Here is a 14197-nt window from a genome sequence, read left to right as displayed (position 1 = left end):
AAAATTGCTGATGGATCGTTCTAGACGCGCCGGTTTCCCGCTATCGTCAGATGGGCAAAGGCATCCGTCGCGCCGTCCACGAGGTCTGCGCTCGCTTTCTCCGTCCAGCGGTAGCCGAGGATGGCGTTCTCGACGTTCTCGAACAGATTGTTGGTGATGAGAGCCGTGCCCGCACCGTCTGCCACGGTCACGCCGCAGCCGAGCGGCGCGATGCGGACGATATTGCCGCTCACGGTAACGCTGCGCAGATAGGGCCCCCAGCCGATCATCAGGGCCCAGCGGGCCACCTTCTCGATGACGTTGCCGATCACCACCGTGTCGGCTTCGGCCGAAATCCCGTAGCCGAAGCCCGCGCCGTCGGACACATAGGGACCGGTGCCGTGAATGTTGCGGACGATGTTCTGCCCGACGGTCGCGAGCCGCCCGCCGGAATCAAAGTTGACGATCGCGATGCCGTTGGCCGCGGTGTCGACGATGTTGCCGGTGACGACGGCGCCTTCGAAACCGAACTCCGCATAGATTGCAGTCTCGCCGGAGCGCAGGCACTGGTTGGCAGAGATCAGCATGTTGCTGGCTGCATTGCCGCGGATGGCAGAGAGCGCGCAGTCGGAGATATGGTTGCCGGAGACGACGACGTCGCCCGCACGAAAGATGTTGATTCCATTGCCGTTTTGTCCCGTTCCGCCGCCCAGCGACGCGATACGGGCGATGCGGTTGCCTGAAACCAGCGTTCCGTCCGGCCCGGTGTCCGACCTGTGCACGAGGATCCCGCCATTGCCGCAGTCGGCGACGGTATTGCCGGTGATCGACAGGCCGGTGCTGTCGACGGCGAAGATGCCGACGCCTTGCGGGCCTGCAATGTCGTTCTCTTCGATGCGACCGCCGCACCGCTTCAGATGCAGGCCGTGACCGCGCGTCCGGCCGGAGACCGCGCAGTTCTCGATCGTCAGCCGCGCGATGCCGTCGAGATCCACGAGACCGCGGCCGAGGTCACCGGACAATGCCTCGGCGTCGAAGGTCAGGCCGGTCAGCGTCAGGCGGGCAAGGTTCGCCGCAGTGAGAATCGGACCTGCACCCGCGGCAACGAGGCGCGTGGCGCCCGGCGTGCCGGCAAGTGTGAGGCCGTCTGGAAGCGTGATGTCAGAGAGCCTGTAGTCGCCGGGAGGAAGCAGGACGGGCAAGCGTCGGTCGACGGCTTCGGACAGGAGGGCGCGGAAGGCCTTTGACTGGTCGGAGCGCGTGCCGGACCGGATGCCGAAGTCGCCCGCATCGAGCGCGCCGCGAAACCCGTCCGGCAGCGCGGCGGCGCTTGTCCACCGGGTTGCGAGCGCGAGCGGCAGGCCGGCAAGGGCGAAAATCAGGGTGCGGCGGGTGGTCATGGCTCGTCCGATGATCAGGGGGCGATTTGGGAGAGTGTTTAGGGAAGAATAACTTCTTTCCTTTAGCACTTTGTATCCAACAGCGCGCGCCAATGACTGGCGGGAGACGGCCTTGAGCAAAACGAACCTTCGCGGACGCAGCCCGATGTCCGACGGTCTTTCGGGCGACGACGATACGCAGCGCCTGATCGAGGCGACGCGCCGGCTCGCCAGCGAAGCGGCGCGTCTCTACGGCCCGCGAACCGACATCGCCGAACGCCATTATTGGCTCGAGACGATGGTCAACCACATCCCGGATTACATCTACGCCAAGGACCTGCAGGGCCGCTTTCTCCTCGCCAACGAGGCGACCGTTCGCGACAACGGTTTTTCCGAGATGCACGAGATCGTGGGTCTGACCGATTTCGACCTGCATGCAGAGGACATCGCTGCCCGGATCGCGGACGGGGAGCGGCAGGTCATTGCGAGCGGCGAGGCGATCATCGGTCTGGAGGAGCGGGCGGCCGTCGACAAGGGCAACGAACGCTGGCTGATGACGTCCAAGGTGCCGCTTCGCGACAAGCTCGGCCGGACGATCGGCACCGTGGGCGTGTCGCGCGACATCACCGACCGCAAGCGGGCCGAACAACTGATGATCGGGCAGACACGTGTCCTGGAGATGATTGCGAAGGACACACCGCTCGACGATCTCTTCCGCGAGCTCATCCTGATGATCGAGGCGCACGTGCCGGGTGTCCAGGGCGCCGTCTACATGCTGACGGAAGACGGGCAGCGACTGATGAAGGGCGTGGCCCCCGGGCTCGATCCGTCCTACACGGCAGCGATCGAAGGGTTTCCGATCGGCCCGAACAGCGGCTCCTGCGGCACGGCCGCCTATCTCGGCCAGCCGGTCTTCGTCGGCGACATCCTCACCGATCCGCTCTGGGCCGCCTATCTCGATATCGTCCAGCCCTTCGGATTTCGCGCCTGCTGGGCCGCGCCGCTCCTGTCGTTTCACGGCAAGGTTCTCGGCACCTTCGCGCTCTATGCCAAGACTCCCGGCCTTCCGGCGGACCCGGTCAGCGATCTGATCGCCATGGCGGCCCGTCTTGCAGCGATCGCCATCGAGCGGCGTGAGGCGGCCGAACGCATCCATTTCATGGCGCATCATGACGCCCTGACGGGGTTGCCCAATCGCAGCATGCTCGACGGCCATATGGAAAAGGCCATGACGGCCGCGCGCGAGACGGGCGAATGGATCGCGCTCGCCTTTCTGGATCTCGACAATTTCAAGCTGGTCAACGACAGCCTTGGACACAATGCCGGCGACGAACTTCTGCGCACCGTCGCGCAGCGCATGAGCCTCTGCGTGCGCAAGGGCGATATGATCATCCGCGTCGGGGGCGACGAGTTCATCATCCTGCTCACCGGCCTTCAGGCCGACCGGGAGTTGGTGCTGTCCCGTTTCGAAGGCATCCGCAGCGCGATCGCGCGTCCGATGACGCTGGCGGGACAGACCTTGCAGGTAACCTGCAGCATGGGCGTCGTCTGCTATCCGGAACAGGGCGAAAGCACGGGCGAACTGCTCGCCAATGCCGATGCCGCCATGTATCGCGCCAAGGCTTTCGGTCGGAACAACCTGAAGCTCTTCTCGTCGGAAATGGCAGATGCGGCCCGGGCGAAGCTGGTGCAGGTCGAAGCGCTTCGCCAGGCGCTGGAGCAGGGAGAATTCGTGCTGCACTACCAGCCGCAGCTCGACCTCGCCTCGGGCTGCGTCTTTGCGGCGGAAGCGCTGGTGCGCTGGAATCATCCCCGTCACGGCCTGATCTCGCCCGCCGACTTCGTACCGCTGGCCGAGGAAACCGGGCTGATCGTCGACATCGGCGAATGGGTGCTCGATGCCGCCTGCCGGCAGAACCGCGCCTGGCAGGATGCCGGGCTGCCCAGTCTCATCGTAAGCGTCAACGTCTCGGCGCGCCAGTTTGCCGAAAAGGCCTGGGTCTCCCGCGTTGCCCGAACGCTTGCCGACACCGGGCTCGATCCGCAGTTCCTGGAACTCGAGCTGACCGAAAGCCTGATCATGCAGGACGTGCCCCAAGCGATCGCCACCATGCACGAGCTGGAAGCGCTCGGCGTGCGCCTCGCCATCGACGATTTCGGGACAGGCTATTCCAGCCTGAGCGCGCTCAAGCGCTTTCCCGTCAGCCGCCTGAAGATCGATCGGTCCTTCGTCAAAGACATTCCAGGCGACGAGGACGACATGGCGATCACCGCCGCCATCATCTCGCTGGCGCAGAAGCTCAAACTCGATGTGATCGCCGAAGGCGTAGAGACGCAGGAGCAGCTCGATTTCCTGCGCGAGTCCGGCTGCAACGAAATCCAGGGCTATTGGGTCAGCCGGCCGCTGCCGCCGCTCGCCTTCGTCTCGCAGTTTGCCCCGGGCCTCGCGCTGGAAGCCATGAGCGCCTGAGACGCGGTCCCGTCCGTGCGGACCCCGTGATCCAGCGGCGGCTGCGCCGACGGCGTGTGGCAAGCCTCGCGCCAGCACCTGTCTGCCATAAGGGCGGCAACCGCCGGCAGCGGATGGATGCAAAGTTGCAACGGTCGTCAAAAACCCTGCAGCCCCTGCTTTTCCTCCGTTTGTCGCGCGCTAGCTTGCTGTTGTGCTCGTTGAAGCCGAAGACGCCGTACCGTTCTCCCAGCGGCCGTGCGCGCTCGGCCAAACGGACCATGATCATTGCGTCAACCGGAAGTCCGCCCCATGAGCCCGCTCAAGCCCCCGATGTCCCCCCTGTCGCGCCGGCAGTTCCTGAACCTGACCGGCGTGGCGGCTGCGACAGCCGCGCTGTCGTCCTGCAACTACACGTCCAACACCGCCAGCTTCAACGCCGAGACCCGGCCGTATTTCCGGAACCCGGAGTTCGACAACCGCTTCGCTCCGGCAAACGGCAGCTATCCCGTCTACGGGCAGCCCCAGAACGCCGCATACATGACGGGTCTGCCGCCGCAGTCCGCCTATGCCGCCAGCATCTACGGCCCCGTGGTCGACGGCGGCTTTGCCATTCCCGCCGTGCCCTATCAGGAGATCGATCCGCGGTTCTACCGCCAGGAGGTTGCCGATCCCTTCGGTGAAGCTCCCGGCACGATCATCGTGGACACCCAGGACCGGTTTCTCTACCTGACCGAGCCGGGCGGCCGCGCGATGCGCTACGGCGTCGGTATCGGGCGCGAAGGTTTCGCCTGGTCCGGCCGCGGCGTGATTCAGTGGAAGCAGAAATGGCCGCGCTGGAAGCCGCCGAACGAAATGGTCGCGCGCCAGCCGCATCTGGCCGCCTATTCGATAGAGAACGGCGGCATGGAGCCCGGCTTGTCCAATCCGCTCGGCGCGCGCGCCATGTACATCTTCAAGGATGGGCAGGATACGCTCTATCGCCTTCACGGTTCGCCGGAATGGCAATCGATCGGCAAGGCCGTTTCCTCCGGCTGCGTACGCCTGATCAATCAGGATGTGATCGATCTCTACGATCGCGTCCGGACGAAATCGCCGATCCTCGTCGTCTGATCGCCGACGACACACGGCAGACGATCGACCGGCGGTCTCCGCCGGTCCTTTCCGCGCCATTCGTCTCTGTCATCAGGTCCGGCATGAGCTCGGGGCTCAGTGCCGGCCCGTCTCGATGATGTCCGCCAGCGCCTTTAGATTGTCCGACGTCAGAGGCTTTTCGAAATAGCGTTTCACGAAGTCATACTGGAGCGCCTTGTTCCGGTCCGTGCCGAGATGCGAGCTCGTCAGCATCACTACGAGGGGCGCTTGCCCGCCGCAGGGGCGGACGAAGTCGCGGGCAAAGGTTTCCAGGAATTCGAAGCCGTTCATGACCGGCATGTTGATGTCGAGAATGATCGCATCCGGCTGCTCCTGCTGCAGCATCTCCAGTCCCTCGCGGCCGTTGGAGGCCTGCACGACCTTGATGGACGGGTCGAAGCGCTGGATCGTATAGCCGCAGATGAAAAGATCCGTCTCATCGTCGTCGATGATCAGGAGGGAGCCTATGGTCATGCATCATACCTCTGGGGTAATCGTATGACAAATCGACTGCCTTTGTCGAGCCGAACATACGTTACGGTACCACCAAGATGCTCGGCGCTCTTTCTCACGATGTAAAGACCGAGACCGCTGCCGTCCGACCGGGCAGGATGGAAGCGCTTGAACATCTGGAACAGGCTGCCCTCGTCACCGGGGTCGAGCCCGAGGCCGTTGTCGGAAATGCGCAATTCCAGAACCCCGTCTCCGGTGATGGCGGCATCGATCGTCACGTTGCGCACCGCCTCCTCGGGATCAGCATATTTGATGGCGTTTGAGACGAGATTGTCGAGGATCATCCGCAGACGGGCGGGCTTCGTTCGAAGGGTGAGGTCCGCCGCGACGTCGACCGTGAAGGAGACCTGTCGTGCAGGGTCGATGAAACGCAGGCGCTCGATCGTTTCCTCGATGGCGGCGAGGAGGGGGATCGTCGTCATGGGCTCGTCCAGCAGGCGGCTGCGTTTCAGCTGGATGATGTTCTCGATCAGCCCGTCGAGTTTTTGAAGCCCGCGCTCGAGCCGCTCGACAACGGGCGCCATCTGCGTCGTTGAGGCTTTGAGACCGATCATGTCCCGCATGATGGTCGTCAGGCCGATGGAGGATGCGATCGGCGCGCGCAGATCGTGCGAGGTGCGGTAGGCGAACTCCTCAAGCTCGGCATTGGCTTCGAGAATTTCCTGTTCGTGCCGCTTTCGCTGGGAGATGTCGCGGACGATGCCGCTGTAGAGGACGGCGCGATCAAGCTCGATCCGGGCGACGGAGAGATCGAGCGGGAAACGGATGCCGCTGCGGCGCTTGCCTTCGATTTCCCGCGCCCTTCCGGCGATGTCCCCAACTCCAGGTTCAGCTCCGGCATCCTCGGGTTTTCCCGCCGGGGGCAGGAAACCGGGAATAAGAGTGCGGACGTCATGACCGAGCATCTCCACGGCGCGGTAGCCGAAAATCGCTTCCATCGCATGGTTGGTGGACAGGATCCTGCCGGCTGCATCGACGGTGACGATCCCGTCCGCGGCGGTATCGATGACGGCGCTGAGGCGCTCCTCGCTTTCGCGCAGCTTGAGGGCCGTCTCGCGATAGCTCTGTGCCTTGCGGAAGGCGTAGACGATGAGGCCGGCATAGACCATGCCGGAGACGACCAGAAGTCCGGCAAGAATGGCCTGGGAGGCCGGCCTGCCGTCGGAATCGATGCTGATCGTCGGGCTGGTCCCCTCGAACGCATCCTGCAGGTCGAGCAGGGTGAGAAGCAGGAGAAGCAGGTAGCTGGCCGCACCGAGCGTGGCGGCGATGGTCGAGGCGTCGTAGTGGAGCTCCTCGACCCGCAGGAAAATCAGGGGCAGGGCGAGAGCCGCGAAACAGAGCGCGGTGTGCGGCGACATATGGCCATAGCGCGGCCAATCGCTTTCCGTCGCCAGCTGCAAACCGTAGCCGAGCAGCGTCGCCGCCGCCGTCATGAAGACGGTGGCCGCCAGCGCGATGCGCAGGAGCGTCGGTTTGCCGGTCAAGGCGCTGACGAGTATGCAGACGCCGAGCAGGGCGAAGGAGAGCGCCGTTCCGCTGGCGAGATGGCCGGGATAAGGCGCCGTCTGGCGGAAGGGGTCGATCGTCAACCTATCGAGAGGGTGCATCGTGAAGAGAACCGGCTCCAGCAGGAAGGCGAGGCCGATCAGCATCACGACAACGGACAGGACCGTCGCGGTGCGGTTTGCCTCGTGGAGGAGGGCCGCAAAGGCAAGGCCGCTCAAGACGAAGCTGGCGGCGGTGTTGAACTGCATGCGGAAGAGAACCGGCAAGGCATCGGCGAGGGAGCCGACTTTCAGAAGCCAGAGCGCGCTGATGCCGATGCCGACGAGCATGCTGAACCCGGCGGCGCCCATGCCGGCGGCGTGCCAGCGCAGGCTGCGGGGCGGCGCTGCGCCTGCAGGCCGGGAGCGCTGATGGAGGTCGGCGCCTACGAGATCGGATCGATCACGCCCGCCGACGGCTTCGTGCATCCCGTCCGCTCGAAGCGTCCCGCGTTCTTCCCCTGCCTGTGCGCGAACCATCCCCCCAGGTCATCCCCCGCTTCGCTTTGGTCCACAGAGAACACGCGCCGAGCAGGCCGTCAACGCCCGCAGCGCAGGTGCTTTTCGGCGCAGGTGGTTTTTAGGGCAGGTGTTTTTCGGGGCAGGTGCCGGAATGGCGGGCGGGGAGGCGTCAGCCGACGATCAGAGGATTTTTCGGCTGCGAGAGGCGCTCGGTCAGCGCGTCCAGGACGGCCTTGAGCGCGTGGGCCTCGTCGTTGCTGCACCCGATCGCGCTGCCGATCGCGGTCTGGACATGGCCGGCCTCCGCCTGAAGCGCCTCGCCCTTTTCCGTCAGTGCGATGTTGACCTGCCGTTCGTCCTTGCGGTCGCGCGTCCGGCTGACGAAGCCGGCGGCATCGAGCCGCTTGAGAAGCGGCGAGAGCGTGCCGGAATCCAGCCCCAGCTGGTCCCCGATCTGCTTGACGGTCATGACCCTGTGTTCCCAAAGCGCCAGAAGCACGAGGTATTGCGGATAGGTCAGGCCGAAGCGGTCGAGCAGCGGTTTGTAGGTCCGGTTGAAGGCGTGGGACAGCGAATAGACCGCAAAGCACAGCTGGTCCTCGAGCGGCAGCGGAATGCTCAGCGAAACCGCCCGTGCTGTCGTCTCGGTCCGATCTGCCCTTCGCTTTGTCATGGCACGATCTTACGCCTTCCGACGCAAAAATGCAATTTGCAAAATTGAGTTGCGTGCAATTGAATCGTGCGTTATAAAGGTCTCGAAGACGGACGTTCTTCTTCACGAAACGCGTCGAAAGCGACGACAGGAGACACCAATGGCTATTCTCTACACCACCAAAGCTTCTGCCACCGGCGGCCGTGCAGGCCGTGCCGTGTCCGAAAACGGCGTGCTCGACGTCGTTCTGACCGTTCCGAAGGAACTTGGCGGCGACGGCGCCACGGGCACGAACCCCGAGCAGCTTTTCGCTGCCGGTTACTCTGCCTGCTTCCTCGGTGCGCTGAAGAATGTTGCAGGCAAGGAAAAGATCAAGGTTCCGGAAGAAACGAAGGTCACCGCGACCGTCGGCATCGGCCCGCGCGATGACGGCACCGGCTTCGGCATCGATGTCTCTCTGCTCGTCGATATCCCCGGCCTGGACCGCGAAACCGCCGAACGGCTTGTGGCTGCCGCGCATATCGTCTGCCCTTACAGCCACGCCATGCGCACCTCGACCGAAGTTCCGGTCAAGGTTGCCTGATCGACGATCTGCACAAGCGATCGATCGCTTGTTCAACCGACCGAGGCAACAGGCTTCGGATGGGAAGGGTGGAGACGGTGCGTCCGTCTCCACCCTTTTTTGCGTTAGGCTTTTTTGCGTTAGGCCTCTTTTCCCGTCATGCGTGCGCATTTGATCAAGACAGGGAAGAATGTCATCATGGCATCAGGAGACATGGCGAAGGGAGGGGAGCAGATGTCGGACGAGCATGGCAAGTTTATCTGGGCGGAACTGATGACGACCGATCCGTTGGCGGCAGGCGCGTTCTACCGCGCGGTCGTCGGCTGGACGACCGTCGAGATGGCGGATTACGATTACACGGTCTTCGAGGCGGCCCGGCCGGACGGCGAGGGGCGGGCCGGCGTTGCCGGGATGATGCGCATTCCGCCGGAATTGCTGGCCGAGCACGTGCCGCCGAACTGGACGGCCTATGTGTCCGTGTCCGATTGCGATGCCACGGTGGCACGCGTAGCGGCCTTGGGCGGCACGGTCCGGCGCCCGCCGGAAGACATTCCGGCGATCGGACGCTTCGCTGTCGTCGCCGATCCGCACGGGGCTGTGCTCTGCATCATGACGCCTCTGCCGATGGACACTCCGCCGCGGTCTGTCCCGGCCATGACGCCCGGACAGTTCGGCTGGTACGAACTCCATACCGACGATGTCGATGCGGCGTTCGCTTTCTATTCGCAGGTGTTCGGCTGGTCGCTCGATCACGATATGGATATGGGCGACTTCGGCGTCTACCGGATCTTCGCCCATGACGGTCAGGCCGTCGGCGGCATGATGAAGCGCATGCCGCAGATGTCGAATGCGCATTGGGCCTGCTACATCACGGTCGCGCGGCTCGATGACGCCGTGTCCCGGCTCGTGACCGGCGGCGGAAGCGTCCTCAACGGCCCGATGGAGGTTCCAGGCCCGGCCTATATCGTCAACGCTATCGATCCGCAGGGCGCGTTCATCTCCCTGCTAGCGACCGAACGGTGAGAAGAGAGGGGTTCTGCCTCCGCAAGCGGCCGGTGTTAGGGCCGTTTCTTCACTGCGAGAAGCCATGATCGTGGTCGGGGAGGATGTTCGGAAGGATCGTCAGGAATGGGATCCCGAAAGCATCCCGTCCGGACCCTTGCGGCCTTCGTTCAGCAAAGCTTGCAGCAAGGCCTGGATATCGGCGGGGTCGGGACCAAGGATGTAGGGACGGGGGCCCTCCGAGGGAAGCAGCGTGTCGACCACGATGAAGATGTAGGGCAACCGCAATTCTTCAAACGCGTCGAGCAGGTCGATCAGTCGGTCGTCAACCAGGGCGATATCCACAAGCACGCCGGCCCAGTCGCGGGCTCTGCCAAGGTCGATGGCGTCCGGCGCGGTCGGCCCCTCGAGCATGATCTCTGCGGCCTGCCAGGCGAGGCGTGTCGTTTCCAGCAGCGTCTGGGGATCACCGATGACGAGAACCTTGAACTGGGGCACGGTCGATCCACTCGGTAAGGCGCCCAGGTTTGGCGCATCACGCGCCTGTCCTCCGGCATCGGCCGCAAAGCCGACGATGCGCCGTTGCATCGTCCGGTCATCGGCCCGCAGCCCTTAGACGGAAATTCCCCCAGGGTCGAGGCATGCGACACCCGTTGCGACGGGCGCACGCGAAGGCGTCCGTCGGTGCGGCATGTTTGCATCGCTGCGGACAGGTGAAAGGCGGGTCGCGCCGTTTAGCGGAGCTCTTCGCCGAGGTCGCGGGCCAGATGCTGCCGGGCACGGCTGACACGGCTCTTCATGGTCCCAAGCGCACAGTCGCAACGTGCAGCGGCCGATTCGTAGCTGATCCCGTCGATGAAGATATACTGGATCGCCGTCCGATAATGCACGGGCAGGCGCATGACGGCCCGCTCGAGTTCATGACCCCGAACCGACCATTCCTGCGTCGCGGCGACCGACGAGCGATCCGCAACACAATCGTCGAAGCCGACATGCTCCCGCTTGGAAACGCCGAAACGCGTGCAGAAGGTGTTGCGCATGATGGTGAACATCCACGACTTCAGCCGTGTTCCCGGCTCGAACTTGTCGATGTTGGCAAGACTCTTGGCAAGCGTCTCCTGCACCAGATCCTCAATGTCCGTTTCAGACCGATAGAAGCGCGAGGCAAAGGCGCGCAGTGCCGGAATGAGTGCGACGACGTCCTGTTGAAGACCGCTCGTCTGGATTTTCCGATCCATGTTTTTCCCTCCTGACAATGCGTTACCAATCAGCCCGCCGAAGGTTCGTTCCCCCGTTTAGGCGCGATCCAGCCGCTTTTTGAAAAGAATTCGTCTTTTTGTATTTGTCTCAGATTGAATGTAAAAAATGACACAACCGGTAAATGCTGATTTGCATCCCTGTGACGGACGTCGTGAGCACCGTTAGGAAGGTTGGAAACAGCCATGCCGTTTCTTCCAAGGGAACCGAGATCTCCTGGTTTGGTTGACCCTTGGAATGCGCAAAGCGCATGCGCCACGATCAGCCTGCCCTGCACACGAAAAGGGGCACGACAAGCACAGGAAACGTCATGACAGACGAGAACAGCCGGACCCCCAACGAAACATCGACGGAGCGCGACGGCAGCCGCACGGTCACGCGCCGCGCCGTCATGGGTGCGACCGGAGCGGTTCTGGCCGGTGCGGCGATGACCTCCGCGGCCGCTGCGCAAACGACAACGAAGGCCGCCACATCCGAGGCTGCGCCCGCAAAGCTGGTCGATCCGCGTACGGCCTATCCCAAGCCGCCGTTTCCGTCTCAGGAACAGCCTTTTCCCGGCCTCGCCTCCAAGATGGACCCCCGGCCGGATCATGGTGAGACGAGCTACAAGGGCAGCGGTCGGCTGGCCGGACGAAAGGCCCTGATCACCGGCGGCGACAGCGGCATGGGGCGGGCCGCGGCGATCGCCTATGCGCGCGAGGGCGCAGACGTGGCCATCAGCTATCTGCCGGATGAGGAGCCGGACGCGCAGGAGGTGATCGCGCTGATCGAAAAAGAGGGCCGGAAGGCCGTGGCGCTTCCCGGCGACATCCGCGACGAGGCCCTCTGCCGGCGGATCGTCGAGGATGCGGTCCGCGAACTTGGCGGACTGGATATTCTCGTCAACAATGCCAGCCGCCAGCAGCAGCGTCCCTCGATCGCGGATCTTTCGACCGAGGATTTCGACGCGACGATGAAGACCAATCTCTATGCCATGTTCTGGCTGACCAAGGCCGCGCTGCCGCACCTGCCGCCGGGCGCGACGATCATCCAGACGACGTCGGAGCAGGCCTATGATCCTTCGGAAAACCTGGTCGACTACGCCATGACCAAAGCCGGCATGATGAGCTTTACCAAGTCGATGGCCAAGCAGCTTGCGCCCAAGGGTATCCGCGTCAACGGCGTCGCGCCGGGCCCGATCTGGACGCCGCTTCAGGTCAGTGGCGGAGCAACGCAGGAAAAGCTCGTGACGTTCGGGGGCGACACGCCGCTTGCCCGTCCGGGACAGCCTGCAGAGCTTGCCTCGATCTACGTCCAGCTTGCGGCAGCCGATGCAAGCTATGCGACCGGACAGGTTTACGGCGCCGCCGGCGGTAGCGGCCAGCCCTGATCGGGCATCGGCGCGACAGGGTCGTGCCGCGCATTGCGCCCTTCCCGGAGCAGCGGGGAGGGCGGCGCGGCAAACGGGCCTTGGCAAGACGGTCTCACCTTCGATGCTTCTCCTGTGTATGCTGTCGCGAAACGGGGTGCGAGACCAACGACATGCCTGCAATTGGTGCCATCTGGCGCGCGGAGATCGACGCCGTCGAATTTCATGTCGATGGCGGCTACCGTTTCGTCGTGCATCGCAACGTATTCCGCACGCTGCGCGGATCGCCGGCAGCCGGGGAAGTCTGCGTCGCATTTACCGAGGCGCACGGGGAGGCGTTCCTTGCGGCCGCTCAGGCGCGCATCGCGTCCGACGAATCCGAAACAACACGCGCGTTCCATCTCAACAGCCGGCAGGTTCGACGCGCTATGACCGGCACCTCGAACCGGACTGCGATTCTCAGAGAACCTGGGCCGCGCTGATCGACGAGACGAACTGGCGGGTGCGCTGGTGCTGCGGCGTGTCGAAGATGGTTCGCGCCGGTCCCGCTTCGACGATATCGCCGGCCTGCAGGAAGATGACCTGGTCGGCCAGTCGCGAGGCGAGACGCAGATCATGCGTTGCCATGACCATGGTGGTGCCTTCGCGGGCCAGCGCTCCCAGCACGTCCACCACTTCGGCCGCAAGCTCGGGGTCCAGAGCCGAAGTCGGCTCGTCGCAGAGCAGGACGCGCGGCGAGGGGGCCAGCGCCCGGGCGATCGCCACCCGCTGTTGCTGCCCGCCCGAAAGCGTTGCCGGCCATGCCGTGGCCTTTTCCGCCATGCCGACCTTCGTCAGCAGTTCCATCGCGCGGGCGCGGGCCTTTTCGGCCGGCCATTTGAGAACGGTGGTGAGGCTTTCCATCACGTTCTCGATCGCCGTGCGATGCGGGAAGAGCTGAAAGTTCTGAAACACCATGCCCGTCTGCTGACGAATTTTCTGGATGTCGTGCCAGCCTGGCTTCCTGCCCGTCTCGAAACGCGTCTCCTCGCTGCCGATGCGGATCGTGCCGGCGCTCGGGATTTCGAGCAGGTTGATGCAGCGCAGCAGGGTGCTCTTGCCGCCGCCCGAGGGGCCGATCAGCGCGGTCACGCTGCCTTCGGGGATCGTGAGGTTGATGTCCTTCAGGATGACGGCATCGCCGAAGCGCTTTTCGATATGGCGAAGCTCGATCATCGATTGGACTCCATCATGCCGCCATAGCGCGCGAACCGCCGCTCCAGCCGGACCTGCAGCGAGGACAGAACGGAGCTGAGCGCGAGGTAGATCAACGCCGCCTCGATGTAGAGGATCAAAGGTTCATAGGTCGTGGCAACGATGCGCTGAGCCGACTGGAACAGCTCGGGAACGGTAATGGCCGCCGCGAGCGAGGTATCCTTCACCAGCGAGATGAAGGTGTTGGACAGCGGCGGCACCGCCACGCGCGCCGCCTGGGGCAGGATGGTGCGCCGCATCGCTTGGCTCCAGGTCATGCCGATCGAATAGGCGGCTTCCCACTGGCCCTTCGGGACCGAAGAGAGGACGGCACGGATGATTTCGGAGCTGTAGGCGCCGACATTCAGCGTAAAGCCGATCAGCGCCGCGGGAAAGGCATCGAGAAGAATGCCGATGCTCGGCAGGCCGTAGAAGATCACGAACAGCTGAACGAGAAGCGGCGTCCCGCGGATGACCCAGACGTAGAAGCGCGCGATCAGGGCGAGCGGCATCGGCGCGAACAGGCGCGTCACCGCCGTGACCAGCCCGAGGATCGCGCCGAGGAAAAAGGACAGAAGCGTGAGCGGGACCGTAAACTTCGCGCCCGCCCACAGGAGCGTGGGAAGCGAGTCGATCATGAGTTGCAGCCAGTGCGGCACGGTATTTCCTCAATTGCTCGG

The 14197-nt window shown here is 64.0% G+C and carries 14 protein-coding genes; 6 read left to right on the top strand and 8 right to left on the bottom strand.

Going from position 1 to position 14197, the window contains the following annotated elements; all coding sequences use genetic code 11:
• Window positions 1-20: 20 nt before the first annotated feature.
• The gene (locus ASG03_RS18980; protein WP_062695113.1) at window positions 21-1379 is read right to left on the bottom strand and encodes a TIGR03808 family TAT-translocated repetitive protein; all 1359 of its coding nucleotides are present in this window, start codon (window positions 1377-1379) and stop codon (window positions 21-23) included.
• Window positions 1380-1524: 145 nt separating this feature from the next.
• On the opposite strand from ASG03_RS18980, the gene ASG03_RS18975 reads away from it, so the two are divergent.
• Window positions 1525-3828, top strand: coding sequence for an EAL domain-containing protein (locus ASG03_RS18975; RefSeq protein WP_062695346.1), 2304 nt, complete (start codon window positions 1525-1527; stop codon window positions 3826-3828).
• 291 nt (window positions 3829-4119) lie between these two features.
• A complete protein-coding gene (locus ASG03_RS18970; protein ID WP_443216632.1) occupies window positions 4120-4920 on the top strand; it encodes a L,D-transpeptidase family protein in 801 nt (266 codons plus the stop codon).
• A gap of 96 nt (window positions 4921-5016) precedes the next feature.
• Here the strand turns inward: ASG03_RS18970 and ASG03_RS18965 are convergent, their stop codons facing one another.
• The 3 genes from ASG03_RS18965 to ASG03_RS18955 form a co-directional block, all read right to left on the bottom strand.
• Window positions 5017-5415 (bottom strand): response regulator, encoded by a 399-nt coding sequence (locus ASG03_RS18965; RefSeq protein WP_062476822.1) that lies wholly within the window; start codon window positions 5413-5415, stop codon window positions 5017-5019.
• On the bottom strand, window positions 5412-7430 hold the full coding sequence (locus tag ASG03_RS18960) for a sensor histidine kinase (protein ID WP_062695112.1): 2019 nt from the start codon (window positions 7428-7430) through the stop codon (window positions 5412-5414). The genes ASG03_RS18965 and ASG03_RS18960 overlap by 4 nt, the downstream gene beginning before the upstream one ends.
• A 202-nt stretch (window positions 7431-7632) precedes the next feature.
• Window positions 7633-8136, bottom strand: a complete 504-nt coding sequence (locus ASG03_RS18955) for a MarR family winged helix-turn-helix transcriptional regulator (RefSeq protein WP_062695111.1) — start codon at window positions 8134-8136, stop codon at window positions 7633-7635.
• A gap of 139 nt (window positions 8137-8275) precedes the next feature.
• Between ASG03_RS18955 and ASG03_RS18950 the strand changes: the two genes are divergently transcribed.
• Window positions 8276-8698: an organic hydroperoxide resistance protein gene (locus tag ASG03_RS18950; RefSeq protein WP_062476814.1), complete on the top strand. Its 423-nt coding sequence runs from the start codon at window positions 8276-8278 to the stop codon at window positions 8696-8698.
• A gap of 213 nt (window positions 8699-8911) precedes the next feature.
• Window positions 8912-9700 (top strand): VOC family protein, encoded by a 789-nt coding sequence (locus tag ASG03_RS18945; RefSeq protein WP_062695344.1) that lies wholly within the window; start codon window positions 8912-8914, stop codon window positions 9698-9700.
• 99 nt (window positions 9701-9799) lie between these two features.
• On the opposite strand, the gene ASG03_RS18940 is transcribed toward ASG03_RS18945, so the two are convergent.
• Both ASG03_RS18940 and ASG03_RS18935 read right to left on the bottom strand, forming a co-directional pair.
• Window positions 9800-10267 carry a hypothetical protein gene (locus tag ASG03_RS18940; protein WP_062695110.1) on the bottom strand — a complete coding sequence of 156 codons (468 nt, stop codon included), beginning with the start codon at window positions 10265-10267 and terminating at the stop codon, window positions 9800-9802.
• Between the two features lie 146 nt (window positions 10268-10413).
• Window positions 10414-10917 (bottom strand): sigma-70 family RNA polymerase sigma factor, encoded by a 504-nt coding sequence (locus tag ASG03_RS18935; protein WP_062476807.1) that lies wholly within the window; start codon window positions 10915-10917, stop codon window positions 10414-10416.
• Window positions 10918-11327: 410 nt separating this feature from the next.
• On the opposite strand from ASG03_RS18935, the gene ASG03_RS18930 reads away from it, so the two are divergent.
• On the top strand, window positions 11328-12305 hold the full coding sequence (locus ASG03_RS18930) for an SDR family oxidoreductase (protein WP_062695342.1): 978 nt from the start codon (window positions 11328-11330) through the stop codon (window positions 12303-12305).
• A gap of 152 nt (window positions 12306-12457) precedes the next feature.
• On the top strand, window positions 12458-12766 hold the full coding sequence (locus ASG03_RS18925) for a hypothetical protein (protein ID WP_062695094.1): 309 nt from the start codon (window positions 12458-12460) through the stop codon (window positions 12764-12766).
• Here ASG03_RS18925 and ASG03_RS18920 read toward each other — a convergent pair.
• On the bottom strand, window positions 12744-13499 hold the full coding sequence (locus tag ASG03_RS18920) for an amino acid ABC transporter ATP-binding protein (protein WP_062695092.1): 756 nt from the start codon (window positions 13497-13499) through the stop codon (window positions 12744-12746). The two genes, ASG03_RS18925 and ASG03_RS18920, sit on opposite strands and share 23 nt — an antisense overlap.
• Entirely contained in the window at window positions 13496-14176 is a 681-nt protein-coding gene (locus ASG03_RS18915) for an ABC transporter permease subunit (protein ID WP_062476798.1), read from the bottom strand. The genes ASG03_RS18920 and ASG03_RS18915 overlap by 4 nt, the downstream gene beginning before the upstream one ends.
• Window positions 14177-14197 lie beyond the last annotated feature (21 nt).

The organism is Rhizobium sp. Leaf341, assembly GCF_001424325.1.
GTDB lineage: Bacteria > Pseudomonadota > Alphaproteobacteria > Rhizobiales > Rhizobiaceae > Ferranicluibacter.
This window is presented reverse-complemented; position numbering and strand designations above follow the sequence as displayed.